Source organism: Pseudocolwellia sp. AS88 (genome assembly GCF_030551755.1).
Classification (GTDB): domain Bacteria; phylum Pseudomonadota; class Gammaproteobacteria; order Enterobacterales; family Alteromonadaceae; genus Pseudocolwellia.
In genome coordinates this window covers 133093-159282 of sequence record NZ_JAUPEC010000007.1, presented here as the reverse complement: position 1 = coordinate 159282, position 26190 = coordinate 133093, and the positions used below count along the sequence as shown (strand labels likewise).

The 26190-nt window shown below is 35.6% G+C and carries 22 protein-coding genes; 12 read left to right on the top strand and 10 right to left on the bottom strand.

The features are described from left to right. Nucleotides 1–371 precede the first annotated feature (371 nt). Nucleotides 372–1484, top strand: coding sequence for a hypothetical protein (locus Q5N69_RS07385; protein WP_304368248.1), 1113 nt, complete (start codon nt 372–374; stop codon nt 1482–1484). A gap of 153 nt (nt 1485–1637) precedes the next feature. Here the strand turns inward: Q5N69_RS07385 and nth are convergent, their stop codons facing one another. The 8 genes from nth to Q5N69_RS07345 all read right to left on the bottom strand — a co-directional run bounded on the left by nth (nt 1638) and on the right by Q5N69_RS07345 (nt 10435). Further along, a complete protein-coding gene (nth, locus tag Q5N69_RS07380) occupies nt 1638–2297 on the bottom strand; it encodes an endonuclease III (RefSeq protein ID WP_304368224.1) in 660 nt (219 codons plus the stop codon). 46 nt (nt 2298–2343) lie between these two features. Beyond that, nucleotides 2344–3051, bottom strand: coding sequence for an electron transport complex subunit E (locus Q5N69_RS07375; protein ID WP_304368223.1), 708 nt, complete (start codon nt 3049–3051; stop codon nt 2344–2346). Then, nucleotides 3048–3698 (bottom strand): electron transport complex subunit RsxG, encoded by a 651-nt coding sequence (gene rsxG, locus Q5N69_RS07370; protein ID WP_304368222.1) that lies wholly within the window; start codon nt 3696–3698, stop codon nt 3048–3050. The genes Q5N69_RS07375 and rsxG overlap by 4 nt, the downstream gene beginning before the upstream one ends. Continuing rightward, entirely contained in the window at nt 3691–4773 is a 1083-nt protein-coding gene (rsxD, locus tag Q5N69_RS07365) for an electron transport complex subunit RsxD (RefSeq protein ID WP_304368221.1), read from the bottom strand. The genes rsxG and rsxD overlap by 8 nt, the downstream gene beginning before the upstream one ends. A gap of 4 nt (nt 4774–4777) precedes the next feature. Then, nucleotides 4778–7135, bottom strand: a complete 2358-nt coding sequence (gene rsxC / locus Q5N69_RS07360) for an electron transport complex subunit RsxC (RefSeq protein ID WP_304368220.1) — start codon at nt 7133–7135, stop codon at nt 4778–4780. A gap of 8 nt (nt 7136–7143) precedes the next feature. Then, entirely contained in the window at nt 7144–7698 is a 555-nt protein-coding gene (rsxB, locus tag Q5N69_RS07355; protein WP_304368219.1) for an electron transport complex subunit RsxB, read from the bottom strand. Next, complete coding sequence (gene rsxA / locus Q5N69_RS07350) at nt 7698–8279, bottom strand: electron transport complex subunit RsxA (protein ID WP_304368218.1); 582 nt, start codon at nt 8277–8279, stop codon at nt 7698–7700. Before rsxA ends, rsxB begins: the two co-directional genes overlap by 1 nt. A gap of 257 nt (nt 8280–8536) precedes the next feature. Beyond that, on the bottom strand, nt 8537–10435 hold the full coding sequence (locus Q5N69_RS07345) for an EAL domain-containing protein (protein ID WP_304368217.1): 1899 nt from the start codon (nt 10433–10435) through the stop codon (nt 8537–8539). A 465-nt stretch (nt 10436–10900) separates the two neighbouring features. Between Q5N69_RS07345 and rimP the strand changes: the two genes are divergently transcribed. The 7 genes from rimP (at nt 10901) to Q5N69_RS07310 (ending at nt 18343) form a co-directional block, all read left to right on the top strand. Next, the gene (gene rimP / locus Q5N69_RS07340; protein ID WP_304368216.1) at nt 10901–11356 is read left to right on the top strand and encodes a ribosome maturation factor RimP; all 456 of its coding nucleotides are present in this window, start codon (nt 10901–10903) and stop codon (nt 11354–11356) included. 42 nt (nt 11357–11398) lie between these two features. After that, nucleotides 11399–12895: a transcription termination factor NusA gene (nusA, locus tag Q5N69_RS07335; RefSeq protein ID WP_304368215.1), complete on the top strand. Its 1497-nt coding sequence runs from the start codon at nt 11399–11401 to the stop codon at nt 12893–12895. A gap of 21 nt (nt 12896–12916) precedes the next feature. Beyond that, a complete protein-coding gene (infB, locus tag Q5N69_RS07330) occupies nt 12917–15595 on the top strand; it encodes a translation initiation factor IF-2 (RefSeq protein ID WP_304368214.1) in 2679 nt (892 codons plus the stop codon). A gap of 122 nt (nt 15596–15717) precedes the next feature. Continuing rightward, nucleotides 15718–16131, top strand: coding sequence for a 30S ribosome-binding factor RbfA (gene rbfA, locus Q5N69_RS07325; protein WP_304368213.1), 414 nt, complete (start codon nt 15718–15720; stop codon nt 16129–16131). 27 nt (nt 16132–16158) lie between these two features. Beyond that, nucleotides 16159–17103, top strand: a complete 945-nt coding sequence (truB, locus tag Q5N69_RS07320) for a tRNA pseudouridine(55) synthase TruB (protein ID WP_304368212.1) — start codon at nt 16159–16161, stop codon at nt 17101–17103. A 314-nt stretch (nt 17104–17417) separates the two neighbouring features. Continuing rightward, nucleotides 17418–17687, top strand: a complete 270-nt coding sequence (rpsO, locus tag Q5N69_RS07315) for a 30S ribosomal protein S15 (RefSeq protein WP_304368211.1) — start codon at nt 17418–17420, stop codon at nt 17685–17687. 131 nt (nt 17688–17818) lie between these two features. Next, nucleotides 17819–18343: a DUF962 domain-containing protein gene (locus tag Q5N69_RS07310; protein WP_304368210.1), complete on the top strand. Its 525-nt coding sequence runs from the start codon at nt 17819–17821 to the stop codon at nt 18341–18343. A 151-nt stretch (nt 18344–18494) separates the two neighbouring features. On the opposite strand, the gene Q5N69_RS07305 is transcribed toward Q5N69_RS07310, so the two are convergent. Then, complete coding sequence (locus tag Q5N69_RS07305) at nt 18495–19166, bottom strand: alpha/beta hydrolase (RefSeq protein ID WP_304368209.1); 672 nt, start codon at nt 19164–19166, stop codon at nt 18495–18497. A gap of 322 nt (nt 19167–19488) precedes the next feature. Between Q5N69_RS07305 and pnp the strand changes: the two genes are divergently transcribed. The 3 genes from pnp (at nt 19489) to Q5N69_RS07290 (ending at nt 24152) form a co-directional block, all read left to right on the top strand. After that, complete coding sequence (gene pnp / locus Q5N69_RS07300; protein ID WP_304368208.1) at nt 19489–21606, top strand: polyribonucleotide nucleotidyltransferase; 2118 nt, start codon at nt 19489–19491, stop codon at nt 21604–21606. Between the two features lie 95 nt (nt 21607–21701). Beyond that, nucleotides 21702–22598: a lipoprotein NlpI gene (gene nlpI, locus Q5N69_RS07295; protein WP_304368207.1), complete on the top strand. Its 897-nt coding sequence runs from the start codon at nt 21702–21704 to the stop codon at nt 22596–22598. Nucleotides 22599–22625: 27 nt separating this feature from the next. Beyond that, nucleotides 22626–24152 carry a hypothetical protein gene (locus Q5N69_RS07290; protein WP_304368206.1) on the top strand — a complete coding sequence of 509 codons (1527 nt, stop codon included), beginning with the start codon at nt 22626–22628 and terminating at the stop codon, nt 24150–24152. A gap of 25 nt (nt 24153–24177) precedes the next feature. On the opposite strand, the gene Q5N69_RS07285 is transcribed toward Q5N69_RS07290, so the two are convergent. Next, nucleotides 24178–24354: a hypothetical protein gene (locus Q5N69_RS07285; protein ID WP_304368205.1), complete on the bottom strand. Its 177-nt coding sequence runs from the start codon at nt 24352–24354 to the stop codon at nt 24178–24180. A 131-nt stretch (nt 24355–24485) separates the two neighbouring features. On the opposite strand from Q5N69_RS07285, the gene Q5N69_RS07280 reads away from it, so the two are divergent. Beyond that, nucleotides 24486–26180, top strand: coding sequence for a SufS family cysteine desulfurase (locus Q5N69_RS07280; protein WP_304368204.1), 1695 nt, complete (start codon nt 24486–24488; stop codon nt 26178–26180). Nucleotides 26181–26190 lie beyond the last annotated feature (10 nt).

Genomic DNA, 26190 nt, shown 5'->3' with positions numbered 1-26190 from the left:
AAGGTTAGGATGCTGTTTTGTGTAGTAACAAATGCTGAGAAACTGTTTGTAGATAAGACCTTGTTACAAAATAATTAGAACGAAAATACAGTGTATTTAGGTGAGAATTTTTCATTTATAAAGGAATGTTAATTTCAAGTTTTTAACGCTAGAGTAGTTATACTAAGTACTTCAGGACGATTGGATAAAATCGGTTTGTTGTATTTTAGTGAATATTAAAAATACGCGATGGATAGCGATAAGCTTTTTAGGTACTGAGGTATTTAAATCGACAGCTATTTATATTTAAATAAGCAATAATACTCAGTAACTTAGCTACCTAATATATTTCCTATATGCCTAAAGAAACACATTCTCAAACTTATTTAGAAATGCTGATCAAGAAGTTTCCGTTTTTATCAGCTTATGTACTTAAGCAAAATCTATATTTACTCATTTCCATTGTTGTGATCATGTCACTCATTTTGGTTGGTATATCAACCTATACTTTATACAGTAAGAAAAAGATGACTGTAGACCCGAAACTTAAAGAAATTTCGGGTATCGAATTTGATAAATATAACCGATTGTGGGCAATTAATGATGGCGGTAATGAAGCTAAACTTTATCGTTTAAATGAAGATGGCTCTATTGCCAAAGAAGTATTAATTACTAATGCTAAAAACATCGATTGGGAAGATATGACTCAAAACAAGTTTGGGCATTTCTTTTTAGGTGATTTTGGTAACAATGAACAAGATCGAAAGTGGTTAACTATATATAAAATTGAAAACCCTATCGATATCAAAGCCGACACGGCTGAAGCTGAAATAATCAAATTCACCTATCCTGAAATGGATGGTAAGCCTGTAGCGCCACATGAAAGAAATTATGATTTAGAAGCTTTTGTTGCCTTAGGACGTCATCTATATCTATTTACAAAGAATCGCACAAAGCCATTCAATGGTATTACTAATGTTTATAAAGTGGGAGACCATGCTGCCAATTTTAACGCCGAGCTAGTTGGTTCATTTCAAACATGTACTACTCTTGAAAAACTGTGCTGGATAACTTCTGCTGCATTAAGCCCAGATCGTAAAAAGCTTATTTTACTCGATTCTACCAGTATTTGGTTGTTTGAGAATTTTGATGGAGACAAGTTCTTCTCGGGCGATGTATCACGTATTGATTTAGGTATAGTCACACAAAAAGAAGCGGTAACTTTTTATGATGATAATACGATTGTTTTTACCGATGAAGAGTTTGCAGGAATTGGTGGCAACACCTACACCATTAAATTAGATAAAGCGAAGAAAAAGGTAGTTAAAAAGAAAGCAATTCCAAAACCTGAAACCAATGAATCACCAACTTCAGTATCACCTAAAAATCAAGAACCAGACGTTCTACAACCACCAAGTACGCAATCTTTAATCGTTGAGACTATCAGTTGCGTTGTGGTAAATACCGCTATTTGGCTAAATCAATTATGGAAACAAGAATTTTAGTTTAGTCTTTAGAGTTGAAGTGAATATTAAGTAACCTCAGCTTAATCAATTTTTCTATAGTGACTATTTTTACTAACTTCTTCGTTAAATTCACTTGCAATAGACTAGCTATTGAGGCGTAATTTTTCCTTGAATTAAGAAAAACTATTACACTTATTCAGTTTTTTCTTTGAAATCACACAAATCTTCTATGATACATGAACCACATTTCGGTTTGCGAGCAACACAAGTATAACGACCATGCAGAATAAACCAATGGTGCAGGTTAAAGAAGAATTCAGTTTTTCTTGGTGTGTTTTTAACGATATTCTTTTCGGTTTCTTCTACTGTTTTCCCTTTAGCATAGCCTGTACGATTTGCTAAGCGTTGAATATGAGTATCTACCGCAATAAAGTAATTACCTTCATTGTCTTTTAACTGGCCAAAGGCCGTATTTAAAACAACGTTAGCTGTTTTTCTACCAACACCTGGAAGTGCCTCTAAAGCGGCTCTGTCTTCTGGTACTTCACCTCCATGTAAATCTACCAATATTTGACAGCTTTTCATGGTGTTAGCTGCTTTGGTATTGAATAAACCTATCGTTTTTATGTAAGATTTTAAGCCATCTAAGCCTAGATCTAGAATAGCTTGAGGGGTATTAGCAACAGGGTATAGTTTATCTGTTGCTTTATTTACACCAACGTCAGTAGATTGAGCAGAAAGAAGAACAGCAATAAGCAGCTCAAAAGGCGTGCTAAAGTTTAACTCGGTAGTTGGATTTGGGTTATCCGCTCTTAACCGAGTAAGCATTTCTATTCTTGTTTCTTTATTCATAACGTTAACAACTTTTGCTTTAATTATTTGAAGAGGTTAGCTGGTTTTAGCTAGCATCAAAATTTACACGAACACGCTCTATAGCTTCAGCATCTTTTTTAGGAGCGCTTTTCTTGATTTTTTCGTCCACTGCATTTTTAAAAGCAATGAATAGTCCCATTGCGATAAAAGCTCCTGGAGGAAGTACAGCAAGTAAAAATTGACTATCTACACTGTATAACTCTATGCGTAAACTACGCGCCCATTCACCCATTAATAGATGTGCACCATCAAATAAGGTGCCTTGTCCTAAAGCTTCTCTTACTGCACCTAAAACAAACAAAACAAGTAGGAAACCAAGTCCCATCATTAATCCATCAAAGGTCGCTTGTTTAACTGGGTTTTTAGATGCGTAGGCTTCTGCACGACCAATAATGGCGCAGTTGGTAACAATTAAAGGTAAAAATATACCCAAAGATTGATATAAAACAAAGGTATAGGCATTCATTAATAATTGAACGCAGGTTACAAATGAAGCAATAATAAGCACAAAAATAGGGATCCTAACTTCTTTAGGAACCCACTGGCGTACTAACGAAACCGTAGCATTTGAACAAATTAACACGAACAAAGTTGCTATACCTAAACCTAAGGCATTAGTAATTGTTGTAGTAACCGCTAATAACGGACACAAACCTAATAGTTGTACTAAGCCAGGGTTGTTTTTCCATAAGCCTTGCCAAGCGAGTTCTTTGTATTCAGCACCGTTTGTCATTCAATGTCTCCACAATTTTTAGGTTGATTGAATAAGCTTTCTTTATTTTCATTAAAAAAGATTAGAGTGTTACGAACCGCTTTCACTACAGCTCTTGGTGTAATGGTAGCACCTGTAAATTGATCAAACATGCCACCATCTTTAGTGACATTCCAGCGAGGATCAGGATCTGCTGTAATCTCTTTATCAGTAAAACTTGTGATCCATGGGTGTCTTTCAAGCTCTATTTTATCACCTAATCCAGGGGTTTCGTTATGAGATAACACTCTTACACCACTAACAACACCTTGGGTTGTTATACCTACAATAATATCAATATTACCATTGTACCCATCTGGTGCTGTTGTGGTTACTGCAATAGCAACAGGAGTTTCATCAAAGGAGGCTATATAAGCGGCATGTGCCGTTTGGCTATTAATTTCTTCGCCTTCTTCAGTTGATGAATGAGGGATCATAATACAATCTTCAATTATTTGATTATTATAAGTATTTGGATCTATAACTTGAGAGAGTCGATCAAGTAACTGTTGTTGCTTTTGAAGTTCTATTTCTTCTTTAGTTAATGAATGTACTATGCCTACAACTGCAGTGCAGACAATAGCGAATATAGCGAGAACATTAGCATTTTTTTGAATCGCTTTACGCATTGGTATTATCCTCAGCATTTTGCTCTTTTTTATGTCCGTATGTACGAGGACGTGTGTATTGGTCGATTAACGGAGCACTCATATTACAAAGTAACACGGCAAAGGCCATAGCTTCTGGGTAACCACCATATTTTCTTATTAGAAATACGAGTAGTGCAGCTAAAGCACCAAAAATCATTCTGCCTTTTGTACTTGTTGCTCCTGACACCGGGTCAGTCAGTATAAAGAATGCCCCCAACATACAAGCACCATTAAACCAATGGAACATGGTTGATGCATTTGAGTCCGGGCTAAATGTAAAAGCAATAAATGAGAATACAAACAAGCTAAATAAAAAGCTAAAAGGGGTTACCCAATCAATAGCTTTTTTAAATATCAAGAATAATCCACCGGCTAAAAAGCCTGCGTTTATCCACTCCCAGCCAATACCAAAGTTTTCCCCAATAACGGTGCTATCCATACTTTCAGCAATAGTTAAGCCTAAGGTTAGATTTGTTTTTACAGTATCTAGTGGCGTTGCCATGGTGTAGCCGTCAATATGGGTTTTTATTTGCTCCATAGAGTAGCCATCAGTGGTAAAGCTAGTGAAAATAACCGATAGAGTATCGAAAAAGGTTAAATCGATAGCTAATAACTGCAATGGTGGTTGCCATGACGTCATTTGGACCGGAAATGAGATGAGTAACATCACATAGCCAGCCATAGCCGGATTAAAAGGATTGTGACCTAATCCACCGTATAATTGTTTTACTATTATAATAGCAAACGCTGCACCTAAAATTGATATCCACCAAGGAGCTAATGCGGGTAGGCTTATACCTAAGAGAATTGCGGTTAAAATAGCACTGCCATCGAAAATTTGTTCAGGGATTTTCTTTTCTCTTAGTGACAGAATAAAAAACTCAGCAACTAATGCGCTAATAATCGCTAGTGAAATGTGAACTAAGTTACCCCAGCCAAAAAAGTACCATTGCGCAAAAATGCCAGGTAGAGTGGCGTAAATAACTAACCTCATTAAAGCAGAAGTTTTATTTTGTATATGGTTATGCGGCGAACTTGCGATCCAAAATGCCATAATATTAATTTAACTCTAAACGTTGTTGTTTTTTGGCTTTTGCTTTAGCTACTGCTTCAGCGATTCGTTTTTTCTTTTCTGCAGCTTTTGTATCTTCAACATCAGGCTGACTATTGTCTGATTTTTCTGCTTCTTGTTCTTTAGCTAATTTTTTAGCTTTTGCTTTGGCAATAGTCGCCGCTATTTTAGCTTTTTTGCTGTCAGCTTCAGAAACATCATTTACTGATGTTTCTTCTATTATTTCGTTTTGATCATCAGTTTTTTCGTCTACTTGTTCTTTAGCTAGTTTTTTAGCTTTTGCTTTGGCAATAGTCGCCGCTATTTTAGCTTTTTTGCTGTCAGCTTCAGAAACATCATTTACTGTTGTTTCTTCTTTTATTTCGTTTTGATCATCAGTTTTTTCGTCTACTTGTTCTTTAGCTAGTTTTTTAGCTTTTGCTTTGGCAATAGTCGCTGCTATTTTAGCTTTTTTGCTGTCAGCTTCAGAAACATCATTTACTGCTGTTTCTTCTGTTATTTCGTTTTGAACATCAGTTTTTTCGTCTGCTTGTTCTTTAGCAAGTTTTTTAGCTTTTGCTTTGGCAATTGCAGCTGCGACTTTAGATTTTTTGTCATCAGCTGTGTTTTCTGTTGGCGTTTCATTTTCAACTTTAGCTTCAACTGTCTTGTCTACTTCTGCAGTTATGTCACTATTATCTGTAACTTGATTAGCCAGTTTTTTGGCTTTAGCTCTAGCAATGGCTGCCGCTATTTGTGGATTTTTAGGCTTAGCTGCTGCTTCAGTTGTTGAATCTTGAGATGTCGTATCACTAGTTTGTGCTTTTTTCGCTTTTACACGCGCTAATGCGGCTGCTACGGCAGACATTTCGTTATTAGCTTCAACAGTACCTGAATTCATCTTAGCTTTACGAGCTTCTGCAGCTTTACGCTGTTTTTCTTCTCGGGCTTTTTTATCACGCTCTAATCTTAACTTACGTGCTTCAAATCGTATTTTTGCTTTGTCAGCTTTAATCTCTTGTTGTTTGTGTTCGCGTATTTCTGCTTTACCAATACGATAATAATGTACAAGAGGGATGTGACTAGGGCATACATAAGCACAAGCTCCACATTCAATACAGTCGAATAAATTCAGGGTTTCAAGCTGTTGGTGATCTTTAGCTTTAGCACTCCACTGTAATTCTTGCGGAAGAAGTTGAGCAGGGCAGACGTCAGCGCATTGCCCACAACGAATACATTCCACTTCTGTACTTTCATCTGATATTTCTTTTGCACTTGGGGCAAGTACGCAGTTTGTTATTTTTACAACAGGTACATTACCTGAAGGTAAAGTGAAGCCCATCATTGGACCACCCATGATTATACGTTGCTTGTCATGTGGGTGAAGTTCACATTGTTCGAGCAAAAAGTTAACGGGTGTGCCTAATAAAGCCCAAACATTTTGTGGTTTATTTAATCCAAGACCTGTAACAGTTGTTACGCGTCTAATTAAAGGAATATCATTTATAACCGCATCTGCAATTGCAAAACATGTTGCAGTATTTTGCATCACAATACCTTGTGAGCTTGGTATTGCTCCACTTGGTATTTCTTTGCCTGTTAAAATTTGAATTAACTGTTTTTCACCACCTGAAGGGTACTTAGTTGGTATAATGCATACTCTTATATGATCTAAGTTTTTCGTGGCATTTTGCAAAGCTTTGATGGCTGCTGGTTTGTTGTCTTCTATACCAATTAATACGTTTTCTGGTTTAATAATTTGATGAAGAATGTTAATGCCGTCAACAATTGTTGGGCTATGTTCTTTCATAAGAAGATCATCAGCTGTTATGTAAGGTTCACATTCTGCAGCGTTAATAATCAAAAACTCTATCTTGGCTGAGGTGTTTGCTTTTACATAAGTTGGAAAACCAGCTCCTCCCATACCTGATATACCTGCGTCAGATATTTTCTGTAATAAATCAGAATCACTTTGTTTAGTGTAATCGTTACAAATATTACGCTTTACCCATGTATCGTTTCCGTCAGGCTCTATAAACAAACAAGGTTCTTTTAATGCTGAAGGGTGAGCTATGGTTGAATCTTTTATTGCTGTTATTTTTCCACTGGTTGGTGCATGGATAGGGACAGCCATCGGATGAGCGCTAGAAGTAAGCGGTTGACCTTTTAATACAGTATCGCCAACAGAAACTAATAAATCCCCCGCTTGACCAATATGTTGTTGCAGAGGGAGTATAAGTTCTTTAGGTAATGGTAAAGTTCTAATAGGTTTATTTTCAGTGATAAACTTTTGTTCAGGCGGATGAATGCCACCATGGAACTTCCAAAATTGGTTTTTATCAATTCGGTTAATAATAGATTCCACGTAAATTCCTAATCAACTTGTGTTACAGGTATGCTGTTTAAATCCCACTGCCAACTTTGCTTAGTGGTTTCGATTGGTCTCATCTCGATACAATCAACAGGGCAAGGGGCTACACATAAATCACAACCTGTACATTCATCTATAATTACGGTGTGCATTTGTTTGGTGGTACCAATAATAGCGTCTACCGGGCAGGCTTGGATGCATTTAGTACAGCCAATACAATCTTCTTCAATAATAAAGGCGACTTTAGGTGTGTTGTCTGCGGCATGATTTTCATCTAAAGGTTGTACTTCAACGCCAAGTAATTCGGCCATTTTCTTTATGGTTTCTTCACCACCCGGAGCACATTTATTTATTGCTTCGCCATTAGCCACAGCTTCAGCATAAGGTTTACAGCCAGGGTAACCACATTGTCCACATTGTGTTTGTGGTAGTAGGTCGTCTATTTGCTGGGCAAGTGGATCTCCTTCAACTTTGAAACGAATTGAAGCGTAACCAAGTAGAGCGCCAAATAATAAAGCGATAATACCTATAACAATAATTGCAATAATAATGGACATTAAAACTTAACCAATCCTGTGAAGCCCATAAAGGCTAATGACATTAAACCAGCAGTGATCATGGCAATAGCCGAACCTTTAAATGGAGAAGGGATGTCGGCATTGGCTAATCTTTCACGCATAGCTGAAAACATAATAAGAACTAATGAAAAACCTGCTGATGCGCCAAAACCGTAGATGATAGATTCAAAAAAGTTATGTTGTTCATATATATTAAGTAGTGCAACACCTAATACCGCACAGTTAGTGGTAATTAATGGTAAAAATATACCTAAAAGTCGGTATAAGTTAGCACTGGTTTTGTGAACCACCATTTCAGTAAACTGTACCACAACAGCAATAACTAAAATAAATGCCATTGTTGTTAGATATTCTAAACCTAATGGAGCCAATATATAGGTGTTAACAAGGTAACTAAGTAATGAGGCGAGTGTCATTACAAATGTTGTAGCATACGCCATTCCTATAGCGGTTTCTGTGCGTGAAGAAACCCCCATGAATGGACAAAGTCCTAGGAATTTTACTAGGACGAAGTTATTAACTAAAACAGTCCCAACTAGCAGTAATAGATATTCAGACATTTAAGAATTACATTAGTATATTAATGGCGCATATTATCCGTTTTTCTCACTAAAGAAACAACCTGTGGATTGTAGGGATATTCGTCAATTTAGAAAGTTTATAGCTAGATTTTATTTAATTGGACGCTAGATGAGCTATTGAGCTTGGTGGAGTGTTATATTTTAGACGTGTTATATGTTGAATATTTATTTTAATGTTAAACACCATTAACGCCGTTATGAAAAATGAGGGCGCTAATGGTGGAATCACTACAAGTTTATAAAGGTAATGGTTTTCCGATATAAAAGCCTTGGCAGCCATCAATAAATAGTTTTTCTAAAGCGAATTTTTCTTCTTGGCTTTCAACACTTTCAGCCAATACAAGAATACTTAACCTATGTGCTAAGTCTACCATTAATCGAAGGAAGTATTGATTGTTTTTGTCTTCGTCTATATCTCTGGTGTAAGTACTATCCATTTTAATAAAATCAGGTTTTAAATCTTTAAAGAATTTAAATGACGTTAAACCAACACCAAAGCGCTCAACTGTTATTTTAGACCCTGCTCTGTGTATCATATCAATGAAACGTTTACTGGTTTTAATATTTTGTTGTAAACCATATTCTGTGATTTCAAAAACAAGTTTTGCGGCAATAGATGAATCTCTTAATAATCTTCTTTCTAACCAAATTAAGAAATGTTCATCGTGAATACTTCTGGTACTAATATTGATACCGTAAGAAGAATCTCTTAAGTTCTTATTGGCTATTTCCGTCATAACCTTTTCAATGATCATTTTGTCTATAGCTACAATTTTATCAAGCTTCTCAGCCATAGCTAAAAATGAAGCTGTTGGCAGCATTTCATCATTTGAATTTAAGAAACGAGCAAGTACTTCACCATAAATCTTAGCGTTTCTATTTGACGGCTTAATGTTTTGCACCAGTAGAGTAATACGTTGGTTTTCAATAACGTTATCAATTTCTTGACGCCAGTTTTGATTGCCATAACCCGCACTTGAATTTTCTAAAATGTTGGTGTCAGTTTGTGCATACCAAGAATTTTTCTGCTGTGTTTGAGCAATACTTATACCTGTATCAGCAAGAGCTAATAATTCACCTAGTGGCTTATCTTTGGAAAATGCAACTAAGCCTGTATAGGCAACTGAGTCTAAGTCTGATGCCTGTTGAAATAAGTTAAACTTATCAGTTAGGTGTTGGGTAAAGTTTTCAGCCGTTTTTACTGTGCAATTAGGAATAATCGTTGCAAAGTCTGAACTGTTAAGCCTGAATAATTGCGCCCCTTGATACTTAGTGATAGCTGCTTTCATAATGTCAGCTACACCTAGAATATATGTGTCACCAGCATTATAACCATGTATTTGGTTAATCGTTTGCAACTCAGAACATCGCGTTATTGATAAAACACCAAACTTAATAGATTGATCTTTATTTATTTGATTTTCGAAATACTGAACAAATCGACTTCTGTTGCTTAATTTCGTAACTGGCTCTAAATAAGCTTTTTGTTCAAGTTCATTTGTATTTACATTATGGAAATTGATAAGTTTTTTTAATTCATCATAAACTTCATCAAATTCAGAGCTAATATTTACATCTAAGTCTTCATGATTTTCAAAGCTTTTTTCTATAGCGTTTTTAAGTTCATTACACAACTTGGTTAATACTGTTTTGTAGTTGTGGGTACTTAAAATACTTGCTATTAAAATGAAGACAAATGTTAAGCCCAAAATAAGGAGTAATATTTGTAATAAGAAGTTCGATTCGTCTTCTACATTAAGTTGATAAACAACCGTTAAATTATCGTTTAATGTGACTTGTTGAACTTTAGGCACAGTAAAAGGTAAAACAAAACCATTTATAGGATTTGATGAGTTATAAATGCTTTCTGATTTATTGTAAGTGACTTTTAGTAATGCATATTTATGATTTGAACGTAAATTATCAATAAATAGTTTATGGTTAGACTCTATCGACTCTACATCAGGTTTATCCTTGAATACCTGATTGAAGTTAGTAGTAATCACAGTGGCATGTTCGTTTTGTTTTTCTTCCAGATATTTAGATGTAGTAAATATCGAAAAAAGAGCAATGATTAACGAAAAAACGATGCCTAATATGCAGTTCCGTAGCAATGATTGAGAAAATGAGTACATAGTAAATTTGTTAGCCCTAAAATAGAACAAATGTTAATGATATTCCTAATTGCATTTATATCATACCAATAAAAAATATACTATTGAGATATAAGGATAAATGTTTAAAAAAACGTATGTTTTTTATTCACTAATAATTATTTAAATTAATTAGTCTCCTTTAATAGCATCTTTTTTTAAACTACTAAGGTAAAGCTCTTGCGCTTAGACATTAGGAAATATATAATTTGTCACAGCTTTAGTATAGCAGTTGTCACTAGATATTCATTTGAATAAGCTTCAATGTATATTAATTGTTATACACAGGTGTCGTAATTTGTTACACACCAATACAGAGGGTTAGTGAATTTGGGCCCCTCGTTAGGGGCTTTTTTGTGTGCGAATGTTTGTTAAGTCTCATTTATACACAGATAAATGTTTTTAATAATGGGCTTAATGCCCTTTTTTTGTTTCTGGAGAAAATGATTGGCTAAGTTTGAGCAAAAATTAACTGCAATGTTAAGACCTGCTGTTGAAGGTGTAGGTAAAGAGTTACTTGGTGTTGAGTATATAAGCGCTGGTAATAATTCAATATTACGTTTATTTATAGATCATGAAAATGGTATAAACGTTGATGATTGTGCAGAAGTTAGCCGTCAAGTTGGTGCAATATTAGATGTTGAAGATCCAATAGGTCCAGAATACAACTTAGAAGTTTCTTCACCAGGTTTAGATAGACCTTTGTTTGATTTAGAACATTTTCAAGCAGTAATAGGTGAAACGATTACGGTTAAATTATCTATGCCTTTAAATGGCAGACGAAAGTTTAAAGGCACACTTGAAGCTATCGATAACGAAATATTAATAGTGGTAGTTGATGGTCAGGATTACGAGCTTGTTTTTAGCAACATCGATAAAGCAAACCTTGTTCCTAAATTTTAACGATAATTTTAGATTTATTTTAAATAATTAAGGCTAAGTAGCATGAGTAAGGAAATATTACTAGTTGTAGATGCTGTTTCAAATGAAAAGGCATTACCTCGTGAAAGTATTTTTGAAGCAATGGAAACTGCTTTAGAAACAGCCACAAAGAAAAAGTATGAAGGCGACATTTTAGTTCGTGTAAGTATCGATCGCATAACTGGAGAGTTTGATACTTTCCGTCGTTGGTTAGTTATTGCTCCGAGCGAAGAGCAAATGGAGAACCCATACTCAGAAATTACATTTGACGCAGCTCAATACGAAGATCCTGAAGTAAAAATAGGTGATTATGTAGAAGAGCAAATTGAATCAGTTAAATTTGATCGCGTTACAACACAAACAGCTAAGCAAGTTATTGTTCAAAAAATCCGTGAAGCTGAACGTGGTTTAATTGTTGATGCATACCAAGAACATCTTGGTGAGATTATTACGGGTGTAGTTAAGAAAGCTAGCCGTGATAGTGTGATTTTAGATTTAGGTAATAATGCAGAAGCGATTGTATATCGTGATGACATGTTACCACGCGAAACTTTCCGTCCAGGCGATCGTATTCGTGGTTTATTATATGAAATTAAACCAGAAGCTCGTGGCGCACAATTATTTGTAAGCAGAACTAAACCTGAAATGCTTATTGAGCTTTTCAGAGTTGAAGTGCCAGAAATTGGCGAAGAAATGCTTGAAATTAAAGGTGCTGCTCGAGATCCAGGTTCACGTGCAAAAATTTCGGTTAAAAGTAACGACAAACGTATCGATCCAGTAGGTGCGTGTGTTGGTATGCGTGGTTCACGTGTACAGGCTGTTTCTAGTGAATTAGGTGGCGAGCGTGTTGATATCGTTTTATATGATGACAACCCTGCACAATACGTAATTAATGCAATGGCTCCGGCAGAAGTTGCATCAATTATTGTTGATGAAGATAAAAACACAATGGACATTGCGGTTGAAGAAGATAACTTAGCAATGGCTATTGGTAGAAGTGGTCAAAATGTACGTTTAGCAAGCCAACTAACTGGTTGGGAACTTAACGTAATGACTGTTGCTGCTATGAACGAGAAGCATCAAGCAGAAAACGATAAAGTACTATCTTTATTTGTTGAGAAACTTGACCTTGATGAAGATTTTGCAACGTTATTATGTGAAGAAGGTTTTACTTCACTTGAAGAGATTGCATACGTTCCAGCATCAGAAATGTTAGAAATTGATGGCATGGACGAAGATATCGTTGAAGAACTTCGTGCAAGAGCTAAAGAAGCATTAACGACTCAAGCACTAGCAAGTGAAGAAACACTTGAAGGCGCTGAGCCAGCTGAAGACCTACTTAACCTTGAAGGTTTAGAACGTCATTTAGCATTTGTATTAGCGAGTCGAGGTGTAATTACCTTAGAAGATCTTGCTGAACAAGGTGTTGACGAAATATCAGATATCGAAGAATTAGATGAAACCAAAGCAGGCGAGCTAATTATGGCCGCTCGTAATATTTGTTGGTTTAACGAAGAATAACACACCGGGAGAAAATTATAGATGGCAGATGTAACAGTGCAAGAACTTGCCAAAGAGATCGGTACACCGGTGGAGCGTTTAGTTAGTCAATTGGCTGACTCAGGCGTTCAAAAATCGGCAACCGACTCTGTTTCGCAAGAAGAGAAAGAAGCTTTATTAGACCATTTAAAAAAGCAACATGGTGATGATTCTGCTGCTCAACCGAGCAAAATGACACTTAACCGTAAAACTAAATCTACTTTAGTTCTTGGTCATGGTAGTAAAGCTAAATCAGTGAATGTTGAAGTTCGTAAAAAACGCACTTACGTTAAACGTAGTGAAGTTGAAGAACAGCAAATCGCTGAAGAAGAAGCAAAAGCTTTAGAAGAAGCTCGTATTCAAGCTGAAGAAAGCGCTAAAGCAAAAGCTGAAGCTGATGCTAAAGAAGCTGAAAATGCTAGAGCAGCTGCAGCAGCCAAATTAGAAGTTGAACGTGAAGCTAAAGCAAAGGCAAAAGAAGAAGCCGAAGCTAAAGCAAAAGCAGCAGCCGTTGCTAAAGCGAAAAACAACGAAGAAGTTAAAGCTCCTGTTAAAGCAGCAGAAAGTGATGAAGCTAAAAAGCTTCGCCTTATTCAAGAGCAAGAAGCTAAAGCTAAAGCTGAAGAAGAAGCTAAAGCCGCTGCTGAAGCTGCTAAGAAACTTGCTGAAGAAAATGAAGCTCGTTGGAAGGCTGAAGAAGCTGAACGTAAAGCTAAAGAGAAAGAGGTTGTTCATTTAACTTCTTCTAAATACGCTCAAGAAGCTGAAGATAAAAGTGATTCAGCTGATGAAGGCGGACGTCGTCGTCGTAAAAAGAAAAATGCTCCGCAAGATCGTAATGCACGAGGCGGTCGCAATGGACGTAACAAACAAACATTGTCTGCACCTCAAAGTTTAAAGCATGGTTTTACTAAACCAGCTGAAACTAAGTTACAAGAAGTTCGCATTGGCGAAACAATTTCTGTAGCGGAATTAGCAAACAAAATGTCTATTAAAGGCGCTGAAGTTGTTAAAGCAATGTTCAAAATGGGTGCTATGGCAACCATTAACCAAGTTATTGACCAAGAAACAGCTGCACTAGTAGCTGAAGAAATGGGTCGTGAAGTGGTACTAGTTAAAGAAAACGCTTTAGAAGAAGCGGTATTATCTGACCGTGGTGCTTCAGGCGCACAAATTACTCGTGCTCCAGTAGTAACCATCATGGGTCATGTTGATCACGGTAAAACTTCATTACTTGATCACATTCGTGAAGCTAAAGTTGCAGACGGCGAAGCCGGTGGTATTACTCAACACATTGGTGCTTATCATGTAGAAACTGGGCATGGAATGATCACATTCTTAGATACTCCTGGTCATGCTGCATTTACAGCAATGCGTTCACGTGGTGCTAAAGCTACAGATATCGTAATCATTGTTGTTGCAGCAGATGATGGTGTAATGCCACAAACTATTGAAGCAATTCAGCATGCTAAAGCATCTGAAGCTCCAATTATTATTGCTGTAAACAAAATGGATAAAGAAGGTGCAGATCCAGAGCGTGTTAAGAGTGAATTATCACAACACGACGTACTTTCTGAAGAGTGGGGCGGCGACGTTCAATTCTGTCATGTATCAGCTAAAACAGGTTTAGGTATTGATGAACTACTTGACGCTGTATTACTTCAATCTGAAGTTTTAGAGCTTACTGCTATTGTTGATAAAATGGCAAGCGGTGTAGTAGTTGAATCTAAATTAGATAAAGGTCGTGGTCCAGTTGCAACTGTGCTTGTACAAGAAGGAACGTTGAATCAAGGCGATATCGTACTTTGTGGTTTAGAATACGGTCGTATTCGTGCTATGCGCGATGAGAACGGAAAGCCAATTCAATCAGCTGGTCCATCTATTCCAGTAGAAATACTTGGATTAAGTGGTGTTCCACAATCAGGTGACGAAGCAACTGTTGTTAAAGATGAGAAGAAAGCACGTGAAGTTGCTTTATACCGTCAAGGTAAATTCCGTGACGTTAAACTAGCTCGTCAACAGAAATCTAAACTTGAAAACATGTTTGCTAACATGGCTGATGGTGATATTTCAGAAGTTAACGTTGTTATCAAATCTGATGTACAAGGTTCACTTGAAGCAATATCTGATTCTTTAGTTAAACTTTCAACTGATGAAGTTAAAGTTAAGATTATTGGTTCTGGTGTTGGTGGTATTACTGAAACAGATGCAACACTTGCTGCTGCTTCAAATGCTATTGTTGTTGGTTTCAACGTTCGTGCTGACGCTGCTGCCCGTAAAGTGATTGAATCTGAGAAAATTGATTTACGTTACTACAGTGTTATCTATGCCTTGATTGATGAAGTTAAACAAGCGATGAGCGGTATGCTTGCTCCTGAGTTTAAACAAGAAATCATTGGTCTTGCTCAAGTACGTGACGTATTTAAATCTCCTAAAATCGGTGCAATTGCTGGTTGTATGGTAACTGAAGGTATTATTAAGCGTTCAGCTCCAATTCGTGTACTTCGTGAAAACGTTGTTATATACGAAGGTGAACTAGAATCGCTTCGTCGCTTTAAAGATGACGTACAAGAAGTTCGAAACGGTACTGAATGTGGTATCGGTGTTAAGAACTACAATGACGTACGTGTTGGTGACCAAATTGAAGTATTTGAAACTGTTGAAGTTCAACGTACACTTTAATTAAATAATACATCACATGAATTTAGGGCTAATTTGGAGTAATCATCTCCTATATTAGCCCTTTTATGTTTTTAAAGAATGATGAATAAACTATTTGTCATTTGAAATAATAGGTAATTAACATGGCAAGAGAATTTGCTCGTACCGATAGAGTCGGACAAGAAATTCAAAAAGAAATCGCAACTATACTTATGAGAGAAGTTAAAGACCCTCGTTTAAGTATGACAACGGTTTCAGCAGTAGAAGTAACAAGAGATTTAGCTTATGCAAAAATTTTCGTTACCTTTTTTACTAATGAAGAAACAGAGATAAAAACCTCCGTTGAAGTGTTAAATGACGCAGCTGGTTTTATACGCTCATTATTAGCAAAAAAATTGAGAGCACGAATTATGCCTCATCTACGTTTTGTTTATGATCAATCTATGGCTGAAGGTGTACGTATGAGTTCACTTGTAGACCAAGCTGTAGCAAGTGATAAACACTTAATGGATGATGAATCAGTTGAGTCAACTGATGTTGAAGATGATAAAGAGTAATACTCGCATTTTTTAAGGTAAAATTTAATGGCCAAGAAAAGAAAAGGCAGAGCAATAAACGGTGTGTTATTGCTGGATAAGCCTTATGAAATGTCATCTAACAATGCATTACAACGAGTTAAACACATTTATTTTGCACAGAAAGCAGGGCACACAGGTGCTTTAGATCCTTTAGCAACAGGCATGTTGCCTATTTGTTTAGGTGAAGGCACTAAGTTTTCTCAGTTTTTATTAGACACAGATAAAACCTATGTAGTTACTGCTAAGTTAGGTATAAGAACCACCACTAGTGATGCTGACGGAGACATTGTTTCTGAAAAAGAAGTCAAAGTAAGTGCAGAGCAACTTAATACAGCACTGGATTCTTTTAGAGGTACAACCCAACAAATTCCTTCAATGTATTCTGCATTAAAATATCAGGGGCAGCCTTTATATAAATATGCTCGTGAAGGTATCGAAGTTCCAAGAGAATCAAGAGACATCACGGTTTTTAATTTAGAACTTTTACGATTTGAAGGTGATGAAGTTGATTTATCAATTCATGTATCTAAAGGGACATATATTAGAACGATTGTTGATGATTTAGGGGAATTATTAGGTTGTGGAGCTCATGTTGCACACCTAAGAAGAACGGCTGTTGGTAACTATCCTAAAAATAGAATGGTAACTATGGAAGAGCTAGAAGCTTTGTTAGAAAAAGCTGAAGCTGACGAAGTTTCACCTTCGACATTATTAGATCCATTATTATTGCCTATGACAACAGCTTGCGATGGTATACCTCCTGTATTTGTTGATGATATGTCAGCACATTATTTAAGACATGGTAATCCTGTTCAAGCATCTAATGCACCTGAAGACGGCATGGTACAAGTTTTTATTGGTGATAATATCAATGAAGGTGAGTTTATTGGTGTTGGTTTTATTGATGATGAAGGTAGAGTGGCGCCTAAACGTATTGTTGTTGCTCAATAGCAGACGGTAATCTTTATAAAGCATCAATACGACAAGAATATATATAGGCAGCCAGTATAGACTGCCTTTTTTATGATTAACTACAATGAGTATTTATAGTAGGTCTAACCTTATACTCATCCATATTTAATATTTAATATTTAACACGCGAAAGGCGGATTATTTAAGGATTTAGCAGTAATAAGTTGCAATCGTATGTTTTACTGATAGAATACGCGCTCTTTTGTCGTCTAAGCTGAATTAGTGTTTGGCTAGATGAGAATTTTACTTACTTACTCCATCTTAGGTTTAAGTAAACACACTAAGGAAATATTATGTCTTTAAATGCTACAGAAAAAGCTGCAATCGTCGCAGAATATGCTCAAAAAGAAGGTGATACAGGTTCACCAGAAGTTCAAGTTGCTTTGTTAACTACACAAATCAACCACCTACAAGGTCACTTCAAAACTCACATACATGATCATCACTCACGTCGTGGTTTATTACGTATGGTAAGTCAACGTCGTAAATTACTTGATTACTTAAAAGGCAAAAACGTTGAACGTTACACTGCTTTAATCGGTAAATTAGGTCTACGTCGTTAAGATTAGATTTAGAAAGAAGAGGAGCCTTATGGCTCCTTTTTTTTGTTTAAAATTTCCTGGTCTAACCAGATCTTGTTATAAATATTACGATCGTGATAAATTGTATAAAAATAAAATATAAAGGTGCGGTTATGAAAAGTATTACAGAAGTATTAGCTCAGTATAAAAGTGTACATTTCAATAAAACTAATATTGTGACTCATTTTATAGGAATTCCTTTAATCATATGGGCAGTAACTTTATTATTAAGCTTAAATGTATTTCATATTGAGCTTTCTAATATGAGTATTTTCTTAACTCCGGCATATGTATTTTTTACTTGTGCTCTTATTTATTATTTTATGCTGCATATTAAGTTGGCGATAGGGATGACGGTGTACGTAGCGGTTAACTTATATTTAGTGAGCTTTGTAACTACTCATCCGTCCGCGTTATACATAGCCATTATTGTCTTCATTATTGGTTGGGTATTTCAATTTATTGGGCATTATTACGAAAAAGCTAAACCTGCATTTGTTGATGATTTAGGTCAGTTTCTTATTGGACCATTATTTTTACTTGCAGAAGTTTACTTTTTATTAGGTTGGGAAAAGAAACTAGAAGAGACAATAACGCCTATCGCAATTGGTAAAAGAAAAGCACTAACTCACTCTTAGTTAGTGTTTCTGAAAGCTGGGAAAAGTTGATGTTTATATAGCTTTCCATAAGTAATATAAAACGAACAGATAATTAATCTGTTCGTTCTTTTATAACTAATCCTTTGGGTTAACTCTTTTTTATTCAAAAGTCAGGGAGGTTAGCTAATAGCTACGCTAATTGTTTTTGAATCCATAGCGAAATATCATCTATCTGCTCTGGTAATACACTGTGTGGCATATTGTAAGTTTTCCATTCAACATTATAGTTTTGTTCAACTAAAAGTTTATTAGCCATTTTACCTGCTGACATTAATACCACTTCATCTTGTTCGCCATGATTTTGTAATATGCTTGTCGTTTTATTCGCTTCATTAAGGTTTTCAGGTAATTTATCTGCATTAGGTAAATAACAAGAGAGAGCCATAATTCCTGCAAGTTTTTGAGGGAATCTTAACCCTGTAAATAAACTCACTACACCACCTTGGCTAAATCCAGCAAGTATGATTTTTTCAGCTGGGATACCTGAGTGTATTTGTTCTTCAATTAATTGATGGATAGAAGCTTCAGACTCTAATACACCAGCCATATCGGCTCTATTGTGTAAATCCATTGATTTAATATCATACCAAGCTTTCATCACATAACCTTGGTTAATCGTGACTGCTCTATCAGGCGCATGAGGAAAGATAAAACGGATATTATGATCTGAAGGTAGCTTTAATGCGGGTACTATAGGTGCAAAACCAGCGCCTGAATCGCCTAAGCCATGTAACCATATAACGCATGCCTTTGCTGTTGACTGTGGCTCAACGGTTATTCTTTCTAATGAAGTTGTTGTCATATAATTAAACTTTTTATTAAAAATGAACTAAATTATACCAAGTGATTCGAATAAAAAATAATGCAATAAAGTTTATTACATAAATTATTAAGCTTTTACCCTAAGTATTGCACTTTGTAGGTGGAAATAGTGTGGGTAGTTAGTATAATGTGCCAGCGAATATTTGTGGTTCAGCAAATATCTGTTATTAATTATAAAATTATCCAAACTGTATAATTTTTTGTTCAGCTTAAAAAAACGTTAAAAAGTTATGCTTTTTTATCATAAGTGAATAAATAATTGTACAGATTGGAGATAATCCGAAAAAATAAGGAATGAACATATGTTCAATACTGTTACAAAAACTTTTCAATACGGTCAACATACCGTAACTTTAGAAACGGGCGCAATCGCTCGTCAAGCAACTGCTGCTGTTATGGCAAGCATGGACGATACATGTGTATTAGTTTCTGTTGTTGCTAAAAAAGAAGCTAAAGAAGGGCAAGACTTTTTCCCTTTAACGGTTAACTACCAAGAAAAAACATATGCAGCAGGTAAAATCCCTGGTGGTTTCTTCAAACGTGAAGGCCGTCCTTCTGAAGAAGAAACATTAATCTGTCGTTTAATTGACCGTCCAATTCGTCCGTTATTCCCTGAAGGTTTCACTAACGAAGTTCAAGTTATTATTACTGTTGTTTCAGCTAACCCTGAAATTGCACCAGACATTATTTCATTATTAGGTACTTCTGCAGCATTAGCTATTTCAGGTACTCCTTTTAATGGTCCAGTTGGCGCAGCACGCGTTGGTTACACAGACGGTAAATACATTCTTAACCCATTACAATCTGAATTAGAAACTAGCAAGCTAGACTTAGTTGTTGCTGGTACTGAAGCAGCTGTACTTATGGTTGAATCAGAAGCTGACGTTTTATCTGAAGATGTTATGTTAGGTGCTGTAATGTACGGCCATGAGCAATCTCAAACTGCTATTAATGCAATTAAAGAATTTGCTGCTGAAGTAAACACTCCTTCTTGGAACTGGGTTGCTCCTGTTAAAAACGCTCCATTAACAGCTAAAATAGCTGAACTTGCTACAGCGCAAGTTGATGAAGCTTACCAAATTACTGAAAAAGCAGTTCGTTATGAAAAAGTTGCTGAAATCAGAAATGCAGTAATTGCACAGTTAGAAGCTGAAGATGCTGAACTTAACGTTCAAGAAGCTAAAGACTTATTCCACGATTTAGAAAAAACTGTTGTTCGTGGTCGTATCACTCAAGGTCATCCTCGTATTGATGGTCGTGATCCTGAAATGATCCGTGCTCTTGATGTTATGACAGGTGTATTACCAAGAACTCATGGTTCTGCAGTATTTACACGTGGTGAAACTCAAGCATTAGTAACGGCTACTTTAGGTACAGCACGTGACGCACAACGTGTTGAAACTATTTTAGGTGAGAAAACTGACAACTTTATGTTGCATTATAACTTCCCTCCTTACTCAGTAGGCGAGACTGGTTTTGTTGGTTCTCCAAAGCGTCGTGAAATTGGTCATGGTCGTTTAGCTAAACGCGGTATGTTAGCTGTTATGCCAACTATGGATGAATTCCCGTACGCAGTACGTGTTGTTTCTGAAATTACAGAATCGAACGGTTCATCTTCAATGGCTTCAGTTTGTGGTACTTCATTAGCACTTATGGATGCTGGTGTTCCAATTAAAGACTCTGTAGCGGGTATTGCTATGGGTCTAGTTAAAGAAGGTGATAGCCACGTTGTTCTTTCTGATATCTTAGGTGATGAAGATCACTTAGGCGATATGGACTTTAAAGTTGCGGGTACTAAAAATGGTATCACAGCACTTCAAATGGACATTAAGATTGAAGGTATTACTCAAGATATTATGCAAACTGCGCTTAACCAAGCGAAGGGCGCTCGTATTCATATCTTAAGTGTAATGGATGATGCAATTGCTGGTGCTCGTGAAGAAATTTCACAATTTGCACCTCGTATCCACAAATTAAAAATCAATACTGATAAAATTCGTGACGTTATTGGTAAAGGTGGCGCAACTATTCGTCAACTTACTGAAGAAACTGGCACAACTATCGAAATTGAAGATGATGGTACAGTTAAAATTGCAGCAACTTCTAGCGAGCAAGCTGAAGATGCTATTAACCGTATTAAAGCATTAACTGCAGAAATTGAAGTAGGTACTATTTACCAAGGTAAAGTTGTACGTATCGTTGATTTCGGTGCTTTTGTTAATGTATTACCTGGTAAAGATGGTTTAGTTCACATTTCACAAATTTCTGAAGAACGTGTAAATGCTGTAACTGACGTGCTAACTGAAGGACAAGAAGTTACTGTTAAAGTACTTGAAGTTGACCGTCAAGGCCGTGTACGTTTAAGTATTAAAGAAGCTGCTGAAAAACCAGCAACTACTGAAGCACCTGCTGCAGAATAATTATTTGTAAGAATTAATGAGCAAATAACAAAAAAGGGAGCCAATAGGCTCCCTTTTTTATATACTGATCACAATTGTATTATAGGAATATTGCTGTGCTACTAAAAAGTAAATTGTTAATTATTAGTTTTGTTTTATGTGTACAAGGTTGTACAAGTCTTAATGGAAATAAAACGGAAAGTAGTTCAATTGGACAACTAATTATTGCTGAGCCTGCTACAGTTAATTATAAAAGTGAAATTGCCATCTTACGTCTAAGTGACATTATTCTTAGAGCAGAGATTACAGATGAGCAACGCGCCCAATTATTCTATGATCGCGGTGTTATTTACGACAGTGTAGGCTTGCGATCTTTAGCACGCTTAGACTTTAATCGTGCTTTAAAATTAAAACCCGACTTAGTTGATGCTTATAACTTTATTGGTATTCAATATACTCAGCTACAAGAGTTTAACCAAGCATACGATTCTTTTGATTCGGCTATAGATTTACAGCCTGATCATGAATACGCTTATTTAAATAGAGGTATTGCTCTTTATTATGGTGGCAGACCTATTTTGGCTAGAGACGACTTTGAAACTTTTCATCATGGACAATCAGATGATCCCTACCGCGTACTTTGGCTTTATTTAGCTGAATATGAAATTAATCCAGAACAAGCTGCAAAAGATTTACTTGAGCGTTCATCTGGAGTTGCGGATAACACTTGGGCCAAAAGTATTATTGATTTATATTTAGGCAAGTTATCTCAAGGTGAGTTTATTGAAAATTTGACTAATAATATTACTACCAACAAAGAGTTAAGCGATAGATTGTGCGAAGCCTATTTTTACTTAGGTAAATATAGTCAACTAAATGGTCAACCTGCTTCAGCTGCAAACTTTTTCAAGTTAGCTTTAAGTACTAACGTATTTGAATTTGTTGAGCATAGATATGCGAGATTAGAATTAGATTTAATGCGAAAAGATAAATTAGAAACTGCGCTTTATTAAATAGCGCACCTGATTTTTGTTAAGCAATTGAAATATCTCCCACTTCTTTTCAAAATAATAATAGTGAGCCTGATGGTAACCATACCATCAGGCTCATTTTTTTTCCCTCAATATATAGCTAATAAAATTGCAACAAATACAATTAGTGATGAAGAGGTCTCGTTTGGAATCGAAAATCAGATTGAAGAAGCTATAGAATATCGCTTCTTATCTGTCGATGATGAATCCAACGAATGGTTTTATCTCGCAAAGATACTTGGTAAAACAGATAAAGATACGGCTTTTAAACTGGCAACTATCTATCACATTGAAGGTGATATAACTCAGGCTACACAATGGTACAAGCAAGCATCTGAACTTGAGCATAAGAAAGCTTTAACTGAATTAATTGATTTATATATAGAAGAAGGGCACTTACTCGCTGCCAAAAAACTATTACTACCATTAAAGTCAAAACAAGATGCTTTACATAAGCTTGTTGATATTAGTGTCACTTTAGGCGATGAAATACTATTAAATGAGCTTATAGTTTTACTCAAGCAGACAAATAATAAAGACCTTATAAATCAGTTAAAGCGTTACGGAATAATAGATGATAACTCGTTTTATCCAACACATTCTAAGATTCGTGTCAGAGGCGAATGTCGTAATAGTATTCAATTATTAGCAACTAACCTGAGTAATTTACATAAACTCGATATGCTTGTAGAAAATATTAAAGATCATCCATTAACTAACTTTATCTGCTTTAATACACCTCGTTATATTTCATCAACACAGCTTAACTGTGAATACGAGCAAGACAGTGCAATTAAGTGTGATGAAGCTTTGTGGGCCAGTTTTATACCTGAAATTGATGCTCGATATCTTGGACTTATGTTAAATGAAGGTGGGGCTAATGTAGATAATGGTATTTTGTATTTAGATTCTAATGATGACACTCAAGTATTTATTCATGAATTATCACATTTATTAGGGTTTGTAGATGAGTATCCCTTGTCAGCTAAACACAAGGTATGTCAAAAACCGCAAGAATCTAAATTTTCTCATAATATAGCCGTATTAAAAACTCATTATGAAGGTGATAAAAAAGATGTTGTAGCTTTACTTGAGAAACAAATTCCGTGGTTTGGTTTTATCGACAAGGCTACACCTATTATTCATAAAGATGGAGGTAAGTGGGTAATAGGAACGCCTAACTTTTACTTATCAAATAAGAGTAAATTGATCGGTTTATTTAAGTCTGAAACATGTGATAAAAATAAAGTTCAAGCATTCATGCCGACAGCTAGCAAAACAAACTTACGCTATTATGAAGAGCGTTTTATCACTTTATATACGGATTTATTAAAAAAAAATCCAGATGAGTTTCTAATGCCCAGTTATCATTATAATGTGGCAAAAACTTTATTTAAAAATAATAAAGAAAGCTTAGGGCTGGAATGGTTAAATAAAGCATTAAAACGTGAGCTAGCTAAAGATGCCAATTTAAATAATTCAGAGCATACAAATAGAGAAATACGCTACAACAAGATTAAAAATGGAGAATATTAAGCTTCTCCCATATTCTTTATTGTTATTAGTTTTTTTGATAGACAGGGAAATCAGAGCTAGTAACAAATTTATGTTTATTTATAGCCTCATGTTTTTCTTGAGTAACTTCATTATGTGTTTGAAGAGGCGTGTTAGTAGATTGAAAAGTTTCATCATTTCGGAAGTATTGTGATTGATTGTTGTACCAAGAATATAACTTCATCATTTTACCTATTAAGGTTTATTGAGCTTCAAAATATCTTAAGTGATTAGTTTTAAACATCACGTATAAATCTATAGCTATTATCAGTTATAATTATTGCAAGATTATTATGTAAATAAGTCAGCTTTTTCATGCACACCTTTAATGTTGAACAGTTCAGAACTCAATTTCCTTTATTAAAAAATAAGCTCAATCATTCTGATCTTATATATTTTGATAATGCAGCTACTACTCAAAAGCCTCAGTGTGTTATTGATAAGTATCAAACTTATTACCAAGAGAGTAATGCGAATGTTCATCGAGCATCTCATCAGTTAAGTGCTGCATCTACTGCTAAATTCGAAAAAGCTAGAATGTCTGTTAAGCAATTTATTAATGCTCAACATCTTGAAGAAATTATCTGGACGAAAGGCACAACCGAAAGCATTAACTTATTAGCAAACAGCCTCGGAGATTTAGTCTTAGATGCGGGTGATGAGATAATTTTAACGCAAAGTGAACATCATGCGAACATTGTGCCTTGGCAAATAGTTGCCGAGAAGAAGCTAGCAGTTATCAAAGTTGCTCCGTTAACTAAAACGGGGCTAATTGATGTTCAAGCGCTGAAGTCTCTTATTACTCCTAAAACTAAGATCATAAGCTTTGCTCATATTTCTAATGTTATTGGTAAAGTTAATCCTATAAATTCAATTGTGCAGCTTTGTAAGCGGCATAATATTGTGAGTATTATTGACGGTGCACAAGCTATCGCTCATGAGAAAGTTGATGTTCAGGCACTTGAATGCGATTTTTACTTATTTTCAGCTCATAAAATGTATGGACCTACAGGCGTAGGAGTACTATACGGCAAAAGAGAATATTTAAATAAAATGCCTCCTTATCAAGGTGGAGGTGAGATGATCGCTAAAGTGAGCTTCGCACAAACGAGTTATAACGTTTTACCATTCAAGTTTGAAGCGGGAACACCTAATATTGCAGGAATAGTGGCTTTTGTAAGCGCAATAGATTTTATTACTAACTTTGATATAAATGAAATAATCGCTTACGAGAATAAACTTTTGAGTTATTGCTATGAGAAATTACAAGCAATCAAGGCTATTTCATTTTTAGTAGAAGAAGCTCCAAGTATTCCACTTTTCTCATTTGTTATTGAAAATAATCACAATCATGACGTAGCAAGTTTTTTAGATGCCCATAATATTGCTATTAGAGCAGGGCATCATTGTGCTATGCCTTTAATGGAATACCTACAAGTTAATGGATGTATACGTGTAGCGTTAAGCGCATACAACACGTTCGACGAAGTAGACCAATTGATTAAAGTTTTAAGCCAGTTATTGAGTCAAGAAGAAAACTCAAAAGCGATGAATACAACCAATACTTCTTCTCTCTCTCAAGATAAAACTTCTGTGGTTGATAATAAAACTGATATAGATGACCAATGGGTGATCAATAAGTTTTCTAATCTTAAGGGGTGGGACAGCCGACATCGAGAAATAATGATGTTAGGAAAGAACCATATTCGCTTAGAAAGAGATTTACTGACTCATGATAATCTTATCGAAGGCTGTGAAAGTAAAGCTTGGATAACTTTTAGCAAGAGTAATGATATTTTCCAATTCCAAGGGGATAGCGATGCTAAGGTTATTCGTGGATTACTCACTATTACATTAGCCGCCTACAATGGGCAAACAGCAGAAGATATTTTAAGTTTTGATATAGACACATACTTTACAAAACTTGGGTTAATACAACATTTAAGTCCATCTAGAGCAAACGGACTGCTAGCTATTGTTAATAGAATAAAGGAAATTGCAGAACAATAGGTGCTGCAAT